The sequence below is a fragment of the Streptomyces sp. NPDC001315 genome (assembly GCF_042896175.1).
Lineage (GTDB): Bacteria > Actinomycetota > Actinomycetes > Streptomycetales > Streptomycetaceae > Streptomyces.
Genome location: NZ_JBIAWZ010000005.1, coordinates 317,972 through 332,127, shown reverse-complemented (window position 1 = coordinate 332,127; position 14,156 = coordinate 317,972). Strand labels below are relative to the sequence as shown.

Here is a 14,156-nt window from a genome sequence, read left to right as displayed (position 1 = left end):
GTCAGTAGGTCACCCCCAGATGGTCGGCGATACGCCGGCACTTCTTCATGGCGTCCCTCCAGGCGTTCTCCGGATCCTTGCCGAGAACGGAGAAGTTCCGCAGCTCGTCGTCGATCGGGGTCTTGAGCGCGATGTCGTACGGGCTGTTGAAGGCGACCGGGATCCGTTCCGCCGCCGGTCCGAAGACGTCCATGGTGATCTGGTCGCCGAAGAACGCGTCGGGTTCGCGCAGCTTCTTCATGCCGTACGACTCCGGAGTCGACGGGAAGAGCACCGAGTCGACGAAGCCCTGCGCCTGGTTGTCCGCGTCGAGCATCCAGGTGATCATCTCGAAGGCCTTCTCGGGCTCCCGGCAGGCCTTGGTGATCGCCAGGAAGGAGCCGCCGATGTTGGACGGGCCGCCCGGGCAGTTCGCCACCCGCCACTTGCCCTTGGTCTTCGGCGTGTTGAGCTTGATGTCGCCGGCTGCCCAGGAGGCGTTCAGCTGGCTGGGCAGCAGGCCCCGCTCCGTGGCCGAGATGTTGTCCGGCGTGCCGTTGACGATCTTCGAGACCAGGCCGCGGCGAGTGGCCTCGACGGCACGGTCCCAGGCGGTGCGCACATGCTCCTGGTCGCCGATGAAGTGCCGGTCCCTGTCGACGAACCGCTTGGTCGTCTGGTTGACGGATATGCCGTAGATGCTGAGGGCGTCGGTGAGGATGAACGCTCCGGGGACGCGCTTCTTGAGCTGCTCCCCGGCCGCCATGAACTGGTCCCAGGTGGCCAGCTCCCTCGAGACGTCCTCGGGTTCGTACGGCAGTCCGGCCTTCTCGAAGGTGGCGGGCTGGTAGTAGTGCCCGACCGGACCGCAGTCGATCGGGAAGCCCACCATCGAGCCGTCCTCGGCGATGCCCTCGTTCCATTTCCAGGGCAGGTACCGGTCCTTGAGCTTGTCGGCACCGAGTGTGCGCAGGTCCACGAACTGGTCGGAGTTCGGCAGGTACGACGCCATGTCCTCGCCCTTGAGCCCGACGATGTCCGGGATGTGAGCCCGTCCTGTCATCGTGGTCAACAGCTTGGAGCGGTAGTACCCGCCGATCTGGATCGCCTGCAGGTTCACCGCGCTGTCGTAGCGGGCCTTGGCGTCTTCGACGACCTTCGGACTCAGACCGCCGCTCCAGTACCACAGGACCATGTTGCGTCCGGTGGAGCCGGTCGGAACGGCACAGCCGGTCGCCAGGCCGCCGAGCGCCGTGGCGGCCGTGCCGGCCAGGCCCGCGCGCAGCAGGCCTCTTCGTGAGAGCCGCACAGCTCCCACCGCCTTTCGGATCTTTTCGGGACTTCGCATGGGTACAGGGGCTCAGTGCTGCCGAGCGGGTGGGGTCACGGGGGCGTACTGCACGGGCGGGCCGACGTCCGCCGGGATGCGGTCGGAGAGGAAGCCGTAGGCGCGCCTGAGCTCGGGGTCCGTCAGTGAGCGCCACCAGCGGTCGACGCCGTACCAGCCGGGTGCCGCCAGCGCCCCGCCGTGGTGCCGCACGGACAGCCCCGCGGCGAGTACGGCGAACCGCAGCCGTTCCTCCAGCGGCCAGCCGCCCAGCGAGGCGGCGACGAAGCTCGCGCCGAAGACGTCACCGGCGCCCGTCGCGTCCAGGACATCGATGTCAAGGGCCGGGACCTCGGCGAACTCGCCCGTCGTCTGGTCGACGGCGACCGCCCCCTCCCCGCCGCGCGTGACGACGGCCACCGGCACCAGCTCGGCGAGCCTGCCGAGGGCCGCGATCGCGCTGTCGGTGCGGGTGTAGGCCATCGCCTCCGCCTCGTTGGGGAGGAAGGCGTGGCACAGGGCGAGCTGGTCGAGGAGGTCGGTGGACCACTGCTGGGTGGGGTCCCAGCCGACGTCGGCGTAGATCTGTGTGCCGTTCGCGGCCGCCTGCGCGAGCCACTCGCGCGGCTCGGCCTCGATGTGCACGAGGGCCGTGCGCGCCTCGGGCGGGTGGCCCATCAGCGCGTCCTGCGAGTACGGGGGCTCGTGGCCGTGGGTGACGAGGGCCCGGTCGTGGACGGGGGTCCCCCCTGCTCGAGCGGAGCCGAGGGCGTGGGGGAGCGCAAGGGCGACGGTGACAGGGGTGGGCCAGCCGTCCGCCCTGCGGGAGAGCGACAGGTCGACGCCCTCCTGTCCGGCCAGGACCTCCTGGCAGTACGCGCCGTAGAAGTCGTCCCCGAAGACGGTGGCCAGGGAGGTCCGCAGGCCGAACCGGGACGCGGCCACCGCCAGGTTGGCGATGCCGCCCGGGCCGCAGCCCATTCCGGCCGTCCAGATTTCCTCGCCCGGCGTCGGCGGCCTGTCCAGCCCCGTGAGGACGAGGTCGTAGAAGAGCAGCCCGGTCAGCAGCACATCGGGCCGGTCGTCGTCCACGGCGCTTCCTCTCGTCGACACGTGCAGGAGGTTGTCAAAACTCTTCAATTCGGTGACCGGAATCGTGCGCCGCTCGGCGACATTGGTCAATACCCGAGCAGAACTGAGCATAGAAATGATTGAAGATGACGAGTAGTGTTCAGGTCGTGCTGGCAGAACGACGACATCAACTCATCCTGCGGGCCCTGCGCTCGGGCGGTCCCGCGGCCGTGACGGATCTCTCCGAACAGCTCGGTGTGAGCCCCGCCACCGTCCGGCGTGACCTGCTCAAACTGGAGGAGGAGGGCCTGCTCACCCGCGTGCACGGCGGCGCCGTCGTCGACGAGGGCGACCAGCCCTTCGCCGAGGTCGCCGAGGTGCGCGTGGCCGAGAAGGACGCCATAGCGGCGCGCGCGGCGGCGATGGTCGCCGACGGCCAGTCGGTGCTGCTCGACATCGGCACCACCGCCTTCCGGCTGGCCCGGCAGCTGCACGGCCGCCGGCTCACCGTGATCACCAGCAACCTGGTGGTCTACGAGGAGCTCGCCGACGACGAGGGCATCGAGCTGGTGCTGCTCGGCGGCATGGTCCGCCGCGAGTACCGCTCCCTGGTGGGCTTCCTCACTGAGGACAACCTGCGCCAGCTGCATGCGGACTGGCTCTTCCTCGGCACCAGTGGGGTGCGGCCGGGTGGGCAGGTGATGGACACGACGGTGGTCGAGGTGCCGGTCAAGCGGGCGATGATCAAGGCCAGTGGCAAGGTCGTGCTGCTCGCCGACTCGGCGAAGTTCCCGGGTACGGGTATGGCGAAGGTCTGCGGTCCTGAGGACCTGGACGTGGTGGTGACCGATGCGCCGGTGGACGCGGTGACCCGGTCCTCCCTGGAGGAGGCGGGGGTGCAGGTGGTCCTGGCAGGAAAGGCGGGAGCAGCGTGAAGCTGACGATTTTGGGCGGCGGAGGATTCCGGGTGCCGCTGGTGTACGGGGCGCTGCTGGCCGACCGCGGTGAGGGGCGGGTGACGGAGGTCGTTCTGCACGATCTGGACGACAGTCGTCTGTATGCAGTCGCCCGTGTACTGACTGAACAGGCGTCGACGGTATCCGACGCCCCCCGCGTGACGGTGACGACCGACCTCGACGAGGCCCTGCGCGGCGCCGACTTCGTGTTCTCCGCGATCCGTGTCGGCGGTCTGGAGGGCCGCGCGAACGACGAGCGGGTGGCGCTCGCGGAGGGCGTGCTGGGCCAGGAGACGGTCGGCGCGGGAGGGATCGCGTACGGTCTACGGACGGTTCCCGTCGCCGTCGACATCGCCCGACGGGTGGCCCGTCTGGCCCCCGACGCCTGGGTCATCAACTTCACCAACCCCGCGGGTCTGGTCACCGAGGCCATGTCCCGCCACCTCGGCGACCGCGTCATCGGCATCTGTGACTCCCCCGTCGGCCTCGGCCGCCGTATCGCCCGGGTGCTCGGCGCTAACCCGCGCGAGGCCTGGATCGACTACGTCGGCCTCAACCATCTCGGCTGGGTGCGCGGTCTGCGGGTCGCGGGCCGCGACGAACTCCCGCGCCTGCTCGCCGACCCCGACCTGCTCGGCTCCTTCGAGGAGGGCAAGCTCTTCGGCGTCGACTGGCTCCAGTCCCTGGGTGCGATCCCCAACGAATACCTGCACTACTACTACTTCAACCGGGAAGCCGTACGCGCCTACCAGCAGGCGGAGAAGACCCGAGGCGCCTTCCTGCGCGATCAGCAGGCCCGCTTCTACGCGGAGGCCGGGCGTGCCGGCGCCTCGGCCCTTCAGGCCTGGGACCGCACCCGCGCCGAGCGCGAGGCCACGTACATGGCGGAGAACCGGGAGACGGCCGGTGCGGGCGAGCGCGAGGCCGACGACCTGTCCGGCGGCTACGAGAAGGTGGCCCTCGCCCTGATGCGGGCCATCGCCCGTGACGAACGCACCACCCTGATCCTCAATGTGCGCAACCAAGGCACCCTCTCCGTCCTGGACGCCGACGCCGTCATCGAGGTGCCGTGCCTGGTCGACGCCAACGGCGCGCACCCCGTCGCCGTCGCCCCGCTGCCCGAGCACGCCACCGGCCTGGTGTGCGCGGTGAAGGGTGTCGAGCGTGAGGTCCTGTCGGCGGCCGAGTCCGGCTCCCGCGCGACGGCGGTCAAGGCCTTCGCGCTGCATCCGCTCGTCGACTCCGTGAACGTGGCCCGCAGGCTGGTGGAGGGCTACGCCGCGGTGCATCCGGGGCTGGCGTACCTTGAGTAAGCGCTTTCCCGTAAGCGCTTTCCCCTGTCTGGCCTCCCTGTCGTCCGACCTCCTGGCCGCCTGGCCTCCCGGCCCGCCGGCTTCCCGCTGTTTCCTGGAGACTTCCCATGCACGACGAACGCCGCCGCATCGAGGAGCGCGTAGAGCGCGTCCACAACCAGCGCATCAAGCCCGCGATCTACGCGGCCACCGTCCCCTTCGAGGTCGAGGCCTGGCAGGCCCCGGGGGAGCCCGTGCCCTTCGAGGAGGCCGCCTCGGCGCCGTACGAGCCGTTCGCGATGGACACCCCGTGGGGTCCGCCCTGGGGCACGACCTGGTTTCGCATGCGCGGACAGGTGCCCGCCGCGTTCGCCGGCCGGCGCGTCGAGGCGGTCATCGACCTCGGCTTCGTGGGCGACTGGCCCGGCAACCAGGCCGAGGCCCTCGTCCACCGGACCGACGGCACGCCCCTGAAGGCGGTCAACCCGCTCAACCAGTACGTCCCGATAGCGAACCCGGCGACCGGCAGCGAGGAGATCCACTACCTCGTCGAGGCGGCCTCCAACCCGGACATCCTGGCAGGCGACTTCGCCGCGCCGACCCCGCTCGGTGACGTCCTGACCGCCGGCGACAAGCCCCTCTACACCTTCCGTCGCGCCGACATCGCCGTTCTGGACGAGGAGGTCTTCCACCTCGACCTCGACATCCAGGTACTGCGCGAACTGATGCTGGAACTCGGCGAGCACGACCCGCGCCGCCACGAGATCATGCACACCCTCGACCGCGCCCTGGACCTGCTCGACCTGGACGACATCTCCGGCTCGGCGGCGGACGTCCGCGCCGCGCTGAAGCCGGCCCTGTCCAAGCCCGCGCACGCCAGCGCCCACACCGTCTCCGGCGTCGGCCACGCGCACATCGACTCCGCCTGGCTGTGGCCGATCCGCGAGACCAAGCGCAAGACGTCCCGCACGTTCTCCAACGTCACCGCACTCGCCGACGAGTACGACGACTTCATCTTCGCCTGCTCGCAGGCCCAGCAGTACGAGTGGGTGCGCGACAACTACCCGCAGGTCTGGGCCCGGATCCAGGAGTCGGTGAAGAAGGGCCAGTGGGCGCCGGTCGGCGGCATGTGGGTCGAGGCCGACGGCAACCTGCCCGGCGGCGAGGCCGTCGCCCGCCAGTTCATCCACGGCAAGCGGTTCTTCATCGAGCACTTCGGCATCGAGACCAAGGGGGTCTGGCTGCCGGACTCCTTCGGCTACAACGCGGCCTACCCGCAGCTCGCCAAGCTCGCCGGCAACGAGTGGTTCCTGACCCAGAAGCTGTCCTGGAACCAGACCAACAAGCTGCCCCACCACACCTTCTGGTGGGAGGGCATTGACGGCACCCGCATCTTCACCCACTTCCCGCCGATCGACACCTACAACGCCCGCTTCAGCGGCGAGGAGATGTCCCGCACGGTCCGCAACTACGAGGAGAAGGGCCGCGGTACGCGCTCGCTGGCCCCGTTCGGCTGGGGCGACGGCGGCGGCGGACCCACCCGCGAGATCATGGAACGGGCGCGTAGGCTCGCCGACCTGGAGGGCTCCGCGAAGGTCGTCGTCGAACACCCCGACACGTTCTTCGAGGCCGCCCGTGCGGAGTACCCCGACGCACCGGTGTGGGTCGGCGAGCTCTACCTGGAGCTGCACCGCGCCACCTACACCTCCCAGGCCCGCACCAAGCAGGGCAACCGGCGCAGCGAACACAGGCTGCGCGAGGCCGAGTTGTGGGCGACGACCGCCGCGCTGCACGCGCCGCGGTACGTGTACCCGTACGAGAAGCTGGACCGGCTGTGGAAGACGGTCCTGCTCCACCAGTTCCACGACATCCTGCCGGGGTCGTCCATCGCCTGGGTGCACCGCGAGGCGGAGGCCGAGTACGCCCGCGTGGCCGAGGAGTTGGAGGCGCTGACAGCCGAGGCGGTCGCCGCGCTGGGCGGTGGCGCCGACGGGGCACGCGTGTTCAACACGAGCCCGTACGACCGCGCCGAGGTGGTCCGCACGGCCGAGGGCGCACCGGTGTACGTGGAGGTGCCCGCGAGCGGCAGCGCGCCGGTCACCGACGCCGAGCCGCCGCAGCCCGTGACGGTCGACGGTCGGGTGCTGGACAACGGTCTGGTCCGTGTGGAGGTGACAGAAGACGGCACACTGTCCTCTGTATACGATCTGCGGGCGAAGCGCGAAGTGCTGGCCGACAAGGGCAACCTGCTCCGCCTGCACACCGACCTCCCGAACTACTGGGACGCCTGGGACATCGACAAGCACTACAACAACCGCTATACGGACCTGCTGGACGCCGACTCCGTCACGATCGTCGAAGAGGACCCGCTGCTCGGCGCGATCCGCGTCGAGCGGAGCTTCGGCAGGGGCTCGAAGATCACCCAGACGATCACCGTCCGCGCCGGCAGCCCCCGTATCGACATCGAGACCGACATCGACTGGCACGAGGCCGAGAAGATCCTCAAGGCGGCCTTCCCGGTGGACATCCGGGCGCCCCACTCCTCCGCCGAGATCCAGTTCGGCCACGTCCAGCGGCCCACCCACACCAACACCAGCTGGGAGGCGGCCCGCTTCGAGGTGTACGGCCACCGATGGGTGCACATCGGCGAGCCCGGCTACGGCGTCGCCGTCATCAACGACTCGACGTACGGCCATGACGTGACCCGCACGGTCCGCGAGGACGGCGGTACGACGACCACGGTCCGGCTCAGCCTGGTCCGCGCCCCGCGCATCCCGGACCCCGAGGCGGACCAGGGCCGTCACCGCTTCACGTACTCGCTGCTGCCCGGCGCGAGCATCGAGGACGCGGTCGCCGAGGGCTACGCCCTCAACCTCCCGCTGCGGGTGGCGGATTCGGCGGGCGCGCCGCGGCCGGTCGTCTCCGTCGACGGCGACGGCGTGACCGTCGAGGCGGTCAAGCTCGCCGACGACGCGTCCGGCGATGTCGTCGTACGCCTCTACGAGTCCCGCGGCGGCCGGGCCCAGGGCACCCTGCGCACGGGCTTCCCGCTCGCCGGCGCCCAGGTCACCGACCTGCTGGAGCGACCGCTGGAGGAAGCGGCCACCGACGGCGACTGCGGGGTCCCGGTCGAGCTGCGGCCCTTCCAGATCCTGACCCTCCGCCTCCAGCGCGCCGACGTGGGCCGATAGGAGCGCAGCAGACGTGCCCATGCAACCCTGGTTCACCGACGCCAAGTTGGGGATCTTCATCCACTGGGGCATCTACGCCGTCGACGGCGTCCAGGAGTCCTGGTCGTTCTACGACGACATCGTTCCGTACGACCGGTACATGTCCCAGTTGGACCGTTTCACCGCCGCCCGCTACGACCCGCGCGAGTGGGCCGCCCTCTTCGCCCGCGCGGGCGCCCGGTACGCGGTGCTCACCAGCCGACACCACGACGGGGTCGCCCTGTGGGACACCGCCCACGGCGACCTGAACGTGGGCCGCGACCTGATCTCCGGCTACGCCGACGCCCTGCGCGAGCTGGGCATCAAGGTCGGCCTCTACTACTCGCACTCGGACTGGAGCCACCCCGACTACGCCTCCACGCGCAAGCCCGGCCGTCCGCCGGAGCTGGAGGACAACCGGTACTCCGAGGTCGCGGCCGAGTGCGAGGACCTGGACGCCTGGGAGCGGTTCATCGCCTACCGGGACGGCCAGATCCGCGAACTCACCTCCCGCTGCAAGCCGGACCTGATGTGGTTCGACGGCGAGTGGGACCGCAGCGAGGAGCAGTGGCGTATCCCGGAGCTCGCCGCGCTCATCCGTTCCGAGGTGCCGGACGTCGTCTTCAACGCCCGCATGCTCAGCGAGGGCGACTACGCGACCCCCGAGCAGGGCGCCCCCGTCGTGCCGCCCGAGGGCCCCTGGGAGCTGTGCCTGACGATCAACGATTCGTGGGGTCACCAGCATCACGACCACAACCACAAGTCGGTCGACCAGCTGATCCGCTACTTCGCCGAGACGATCGGCGGCGGTGGCAATCTGCTGCTCAGCGTCGGACCCCGGGAGGATGGCACGATGCCGGCCGAACAGGCCGAGCGGCTCGAAGGGCTCGGTGACTGGATCGCCAAGCACGCGGACGCCGTGTACGGGACGGGCCGCGGGCTCCCCGCGGGTCACCACTACGGCCCGAGCACCCTCTCGGCGGACCGGCGCACGCTGTACCTGATCCTCTTCGACGCCCCACGAGCGGAGATCAACGTACGCGGACTGCTCGGCTCGGTGCGGCGGGTCACGGTGCTCGGCAGCGGAACCGAACTCGCCCACCGGATCACCGGCGGCCTGCACGAGACCCCCGGCGTGCTGTGGATCGAGCCGCCCGCGGCGGCGGACCTCGACCCGCACGCCACCGTGCTCGCCGTGGAACTGGGCGGGGAGCTGGAGCTGTACCGCGGATCGGGTCGCTTCTGAGGTTGCCCCCTTCGGGTCGGCCGGTCGCTCCCCGTGACAGCGGCCGACCGACCCGAGCCCCCGTTCCCCCGTGCTTCCCCCGTACCCCCGTTGTCTTTCACTCCTAAGAGCCCCCGGCCCGCTCCCTGATACACCCCACACGGAAAAAAAAGTCCCCCCGGTCCGAGGATCCGGGGGGACGTCTCGCGTTCGGGTCGCGTTCGGGACGGCTCAGCCGGTGAAGCCGGCCGTGATGGACGTGAACTGCCAGTTGGTCTGGCTGATGCCGGAGCAGTTGCTGACCACGCCTCCGCCCGCGCACGGCCGGTCGCGGTTGACCGACCAGTAGGCGAGTCGGGCGATGTGGTGGGAGTTGGCCCAGTCGCGGATCTGGGTCCAGATCGCCGGGGTGGTGTTCTCCTGCTGGTCGGACAGGCCGTTCATGCCGGAGATGCCGATGTGGGCGTAGGCCGTGGCGTCGTCCCACCCAAAGGTGGACTTCAGCTTGGTCTTCAGCCCCTCGGTGGCGCCCACCGTGTTGCCGTACATGTCGGAGCCGCCGCCGAAGTCGAACGGCATGATCGTGAAGACGTCGATGTCGGCGTTGAGCGACTTGGCCTGCTCGATGAGGCGGTTGCCGTAGTAGGTCGGGCCGGTGGTCGAGGTGCCGAAGGTGACGATCGTCTTCAGGCCGGGGTTGTTCGCCTTGACGGTTTTCAGCGCGGTGAGGATCTTCGCCTGCACGGCCTCGTTCTCGAACTCGTCCGAGTTCTCGATGTCCATGTCGATCGCCTTGAGGGAGTAGGCGTCGATCACCTTCTGCAGGGCCGCCGCGAGCGCGCCGGCGGAGGAGCAGTTGGCACCGAGCTTGCTGCCCTGCCAGCCGCCGAACGAGGGGACGATGTCACCGCCGGCGGAACGGATCTGGTTGATGACGGTCTGGTCGGTGCCGCCGGTCAGCGGCCGGCTTCCGTCCCAGGCGGGGTTGCAGCCGCCCGAGTCCAGCATGAACGCCATCGTGTACCACTTGATCCCGGTCGCGCTCATCACCGAGGTCGCGCTCGGCGGGTCGCCCCAGCCGAGGTAGAGGTAGGGCGCGGCCTGTTTGAAGCCGGTGCCGCCGCCGCTGCCCGCGTCGGTGGTGACGGTCACGGAGTTGGAGGCCGCAGAGGTGTTCCCGGCCGCGTCCCGCGCCTTGACGGTGAAGGTGTAGGAGGTGCTGGGGGAGAGTCCGCTGACCGTGGCGGTCGTCCCGGAGACGCTCAGTACCTGACTGGAGCCGCGGTAGACGTCGTACGCCGTGACACCGGTGTTGTCGGTCGAGGCGCCCCAGGACAGGGACACGCTGGAGGAGGTCTTGCCGGTGGACGTCAGGCCGGTCGGCGCGCTCGGCGCCTGGGTGTCACCGCCACCGCCGCCGCCCGGTCCGTCCAGGCTGACGTCGTCGGCGTAGTAGGTGCCCTGTGCGTACCAGCCGTGCACGTAGATCGTGGCGCTCGTCTGGGCGGCGCCGGTCGTGAAGGACACGGACAGCTGGCTGTACGCCGACGGCGACGTCGTCCAGGTGGAGGCGCCGCCGTCCACGCCGAGGTAGACGTAGCTGCCGCGCACCCAGCCTTGAAGCGTGTACGCCGTGTTCGGCTGGACGGAGACGGTCTGGCTGCACTTGGCGTTGTCGCTCGAACTCACCGCTCCTGCAAGGGCTTTGGAGCCCCCGTGCACGGGAGAGGAGACGATCGAGCCGAGGTTGCCGGTGCAGGACCAGGGGGAGAGGGCGCCCGACTCGAAGCCGGGATTGGTCAGGATGTTGGCCGCCTGCGCGGTGCCCGGGAGGGCGATGGCTCCGGTGACGGCGAGCGCCACGGAGCCGAGCAGGGCGAGAAGACGACGTCTGGAACGTACGAGAAGTGTGGTGCGCACGTGATCTCCCTGGAGGAATGGGGGTGTTCGGGAGTGCACAGGTGTGCAGAGGGAGTGCGGAGAGGTGCGCAACCAAGTTGGTATGGACCAATCCTGGTGTCAAGATGCTGCGCCATGATTGGTCCAGACCGGTATGAGGATGTGGTGGGGGAAGGCCCGCGTTCACGCGGGGGCGGTGGCCGCGGCTCCGGCTTCCGAGGTGACGGGCTCGACCTGTCCGGCCTGCTCGACCGCTTGGGCCGGGACAGCCGGCAGCAGTGCCTCGGTCTCCTCCAGTCGCTGCTGCGGCAGCGACACCTGCCGCAGCGGGCGCGGACCCGACACCACCGTGTAGTCCTGGCCCAGGAACGGCGGCACGATCTCGCCCGGGTCCTCGCCGAGCGCCAACTGCACCGCCGCCCAAGGCGCGTTGACGCCACACAGGGACAGTTGGTGCAGCCCGCCCGCCGGGCGGGTGTTGACGTCCATGAGGACCGGCTGGTCGCCGAACATCCGGAACTGGATGTTGGACAGGTGGTGCAGCCCGAAGCCCTCCGCGATCCGCCGCGCCGGCTCCAGCCACTGCTCGTGGAGCGTGAAGCCCCGGCGGCGGCCGTTCTTGGTGCGGCCCACGGCCAGCCGGACGCGGTTGTCGGTGCCGGTCAGGCAGTCGACGGAGACCTCCGGCTGCTCCAGACGCGGCATCACCAGCCAGTCGACCGGCTCCTCGGCCCGCCGCAGCGCGTCCTCGACCACGTCGAGCGGCACATACGGGCTCGGGAAACCGTTGAGGTGAACGAGCGAGAAGGGGGCGCGCGTGACGACGCGGAAGCCCACACCGCCCGCCCCGGACGCCGGCTTGAAGCACGCCTTGTGCCCGGCTGCCTCCAACTCCTCTACGGCGGCCACGAGTTCGTCCGCCGTACGCACCCGCCACCAGGGCGGCACGGGCACGCCGATCGCCTGGACCGCCTCGTAGGCGATCACCTTGTCGTGGAAGACGGCCACGGCCTCGGGCGTCGGCGCCAGCAGCGCCGTACCCGCCGCCGCGAAGTCGGCGCGGTGCGCCACGATCGCCGACTGGTGCAGCCGGGGTACGAACACGTCGATGCTGCGACGCCGGCACTGGTCCAGGGCGTATTCGACGTACGCGGCCGGGGACAGGCCCTCCGGCTCGAGGTCGGCGGTGTCGGCGGCGGCCAGTACGGGGGAGTCCGCGTCGCCGTGCGTGGCGTGGATCTCGACGGCCCGATCGCTGGGATTTCGCCGTAGCTGATCCATGAAGAACACGTTCTCCGCGTACGTGCGGTTGAGCCAGACGCGTACGCGAGAGAGCATGCAGGCCGCCTTTCGGGGCATTTCGGGCAGGGCGGAGCAGCCCGTGCCCGGGCAGGGTGAGTGGAGGGACACCAAGCCGCCCTGTGCGAAGGGAGATTCGTGGCGGTGGTGTTGCGGCGATCATACGGCTTGCCGAGGCCCCCGCGTGCAACGTGCGTGTTACGGATTTTCCGATCATGTCCAGTCGGCTGACGGATCCGGTATGCCCGTGTTGCTTCCGGCAGCGGCGGGCCGCTCTTGTCCCCCGGACACTGATGTGATCTCGTGGTGCCGTAGGAGCGGACGTAGGTGCGGGCGACCGGGAGGCGAGAGGTGACGTCGACGGCCGGCGGTGCCGGACAACTGCTGGCCATCAGCGATCTGCACATCGGCTACGCGGAGAACCGCGCGCTCGTCGAGCGGATGCGCCCCGACTACGAAGACGACTGGCTCCTCGTGGCCGGCGACGTCTCGGAGACCGTCTCCGACATCCGCTGGGCGCTGAAGACCCTCGCGAGCCGCTTCCGCAAGGTCGTCTGGGCCCCCGGCAACCACGAACTGTGGACCCACCCGAAGGACTCCGTCACCCTGCGCGGAGTCGCCCGCTACGAGCACCTCGTCGAGGTGTGCCGCGAACTGGGCGTGACCACTCCCGAGGACCCGTACCCCGTCTGGGACGGTCCTGGTGGCCCCGTCGCCGTCGCCCCCCTGTTCCTGCTGTACGACTACTCCTTCCTGCCCGTCGGCTGCGCCACGAAGGAGGAGGGGCTGGCGTACGCGCAGGGCACCGGCATCGTCTGCAACGACGAGTACCTGCTGCACCCCGACCCCTACCCGACCCGTGAGGACTGGTGCCGGGCCCGGGTCGCCGAGACCGAGCGCAGGCTCGCCGCCCTGCCGGACGACCTGCCCACGGTCCTCGTCAACCACTACCCGCTGGACCGCCACCCCACGGACGTCCTGTGGCACCCCGAATTCGCCATGTGGTGCGGGACCCGGCTGACCGCCGACTGGCACCGGCGTTTCCGCGTCGCGACCATGGTCTACGGCCATCTCCACATCCCGCGGACCACCCGGCACGAGGGCGTCCGCTTCGAGGAGGTGTCCGTGGGCTATCCCCGCGAGTGGCGGGGGCGCCCGCAGCCGCCGGGACGGCTGCGCCGCATCCTGCCGGAGGAGGTCGCGGCCCGGTGATCGAGGAGCTGCTGCCGCAGTCGGTGGTCGTCGTGGAGGCGCACGGGGACGAAGGGACGGACGGGACCGAGGAGGCGGCGCTGTACCCCGAGGAGGCGGCCGTCGTGGTCCGGGCCGTCGCCAAACGCCGCCGCGAGTTCGCCGTCGTACGCTCCTGCGCCCGCCGCGCCATGGAGAAGCTCGGCGTGCCGCCGCAGCCCATTCTGCCGGGCGAGCGCGGAGCGCCGCGCTGGCCGGCCGGGCTGACCGGCAGCATGACCCACTGCGACGGCTACTGCGCCGCCGCCCTGGCCCGCGCCGGCGACCTGGCCTCCCTCGGCATCGACGCCGAGCCCCACCAGCCGCTGCCGGACGGCGTCCTGTCCATGGTGGCGCTGCCCGCGGAGGCGCAGCGGCTGCGCCACCTGACCGAGGACCACCCCCAGATCCACTGGGACCGGCTCCTGTTCAGCGCCAAGGAGTCCGTCTACAAGGCATGGTTCCCCCTCACGGGGCAATGGCTGGAGTTCACGGAGGCCGACATCGACCTGCGCGTCCACCCCGGTGAGCGGCTGCGCGGCAGTCTGCGCGCCGAACTCCTCGTCCCCGGACCCGTGCTGGGCGGCCACCGGCGGCGGTACTTCGAAGGCCTGTGGACCGCCCGGCGGGGGCTCGTGGCCACGGCCGTCACCGTGCCGCACGCCTGAG

Annotated in this window: 10 protein-coding genes; 6 read left to right on the top strand and 4 right to left on the bottom strand. The window is 70.3% G+C overall.

What is annotated here, in order from left to right:
• Position 1: 1 nt before the first annotated feature.
• Positions 2-1,288 (bottom strand): ABC transporter substrate-binding protein, encoded by a 1,287-nt coding sequence (locus ACFY16_RS17600; RefSeq protein WP_390648192.1) that lies wholly within the window; start codon positions 1,286-1,288, stop codon positions 2-4.
• A 51-nt stretch (positions 1,289-1,339) separates the two neighbouring features.
• Complete coding sequence (locus ACFY16_RS17595) at positions 1,340-2,398, bottom strand: carbohydrate kinase family protein (protein ID WP_390648191.1); 1,059 nt, start codon at positions 2,396-2,398, stop codon at positions 1,340-1,342.
• A gap of 146 nt (positions 2,399-2,544) precedes the next feature.
• Between ACFY16_RS17595 and ACFY16_RS17590 the strand changes: the two genes are divergently transcribed.
• The 4 genes from ACFY16_RS17590 to ACFY16_RS17575 all read left to right on the top strand — a co-directional run bounded on the left by ACFY16_RS17590 (position 2,545) and on the right by ACFY16_RS17575 (position 9,080).
• The gene (locus tag ACFY16_RS17590; RefSeq protein WP_390648190.1) at positions 2,545-3,312 is read left to right on the top strand and encodes a DeoR/GlpR family DNA-binding transcription regulator; all 768 of its coding nucleotides are present in this window, start codon (positions 2,545-2,547) and stop codon (positions 3,310-3,312) included.
• Complete coding sequence (locus ACFY16_RS17585; RefSeq protein WP_390647993.1) at positions 3,309-4,646, top strand: 6-phospho-beta-glucosidase; 1,338 nt, start codon at positions 3,309-3,311, stop codon at positions 4,644-4,646. The genes ACFY16_RS17590 and ACFY16_RS17585 overlap by 4 nt, the downstream gene beginning before the upstream one ends.
• A 107-nt stretch (positions 4,647-4,753) precedes the next feature.
• A complete protein-coding gene (locus ACFY16_RS17580; protein WP_390647992.1) occupies positions 4,754-7,816 on the top strand; it encodes an alpha-mannosidase in 3,063 nt (1,020 codons plus the stop codon).
• A 13-nt stretch (positions 7,817-7,829) separates the two neighbouring features.
• Positions 7,830-9,080 (top strand): alpha-L-fucosidase, encoded by a 1,251-nt coding sequence (locus ACFY16_RS17575; RefSeq protein WP_390647991.1) that lies wholly within the window; start codon positions 7,830-7,832, stop codon positions 9,078-9,080.
• A 210-nt stretch (positions 9,081-9,290) separates the two neighbouring features.
• On the opposite strand, the gene ACFY16_RS17570 is transcribed toward ACFY16_RS17575, so the two are convergent.
• Positions 9,291-10,979 carry a carbohydrate binding domain-containing protein gene (locus ACFY16_RS17570; protein WP_390647990.1) on the bottom strand — a complete coding sequence of 563 codons (1,689 nt, stop codon included), beginning with the start codon at positions 10,977-10,979 and terminating at the stop codon, positions 9,291-9,293.
• A gap of 162 nt (positions 10,980-11,141) precedes the next feature.
• Positions 11,142-12,296 (bottom strand): ATP-grasp domain-containing protein, encoded by a 1,155-nt coding sequence (locus ACFY16_RS17565; protein WP_390647989.1) that lies wholly within the window; start codon positions 12,294-12,296, stop codon positions 11,142-11,144.
• Positions 12,297-12,608: 312 nt separating this feature from the next.
• Between ACFY16_RS17565 and ACFY16_RS17560 the strand changes: the two genes are divergently transcribed.
• Together ACFY16_RS17560 and ACFY16_RS17555 are read left to right on the top strand one after the other, a co-directional pair.
• The gene (locus ACFY16_RS17560; RefSeq protein ID WP_390647988.1) at positions 12,609-13,469 is read left to right on the top strand and encodes a metallophosphoesterase family protein; all 861 of its coding nucleotides are present in this window, start codon (positions 12,609-12,611) and stop codon (positions 13,467-13,469) included.
• Positions 13,466-14,155, top strand: coding sequence for a 4'-phosphopantetheinyl transferase (locus ACFY16_RS17555; protein WP_390647987.1), 690 nt, complete (start codon positions 13,466-13,468; stop codon positions 14,153-14,155). The genes ACFY16_RS17560 and ACFY16_RS17555 overlap by 4 nt, the downstream gene beginning before the upstream one ends.
• Position 14,156 lies beyond the last annotated feature (1 nt).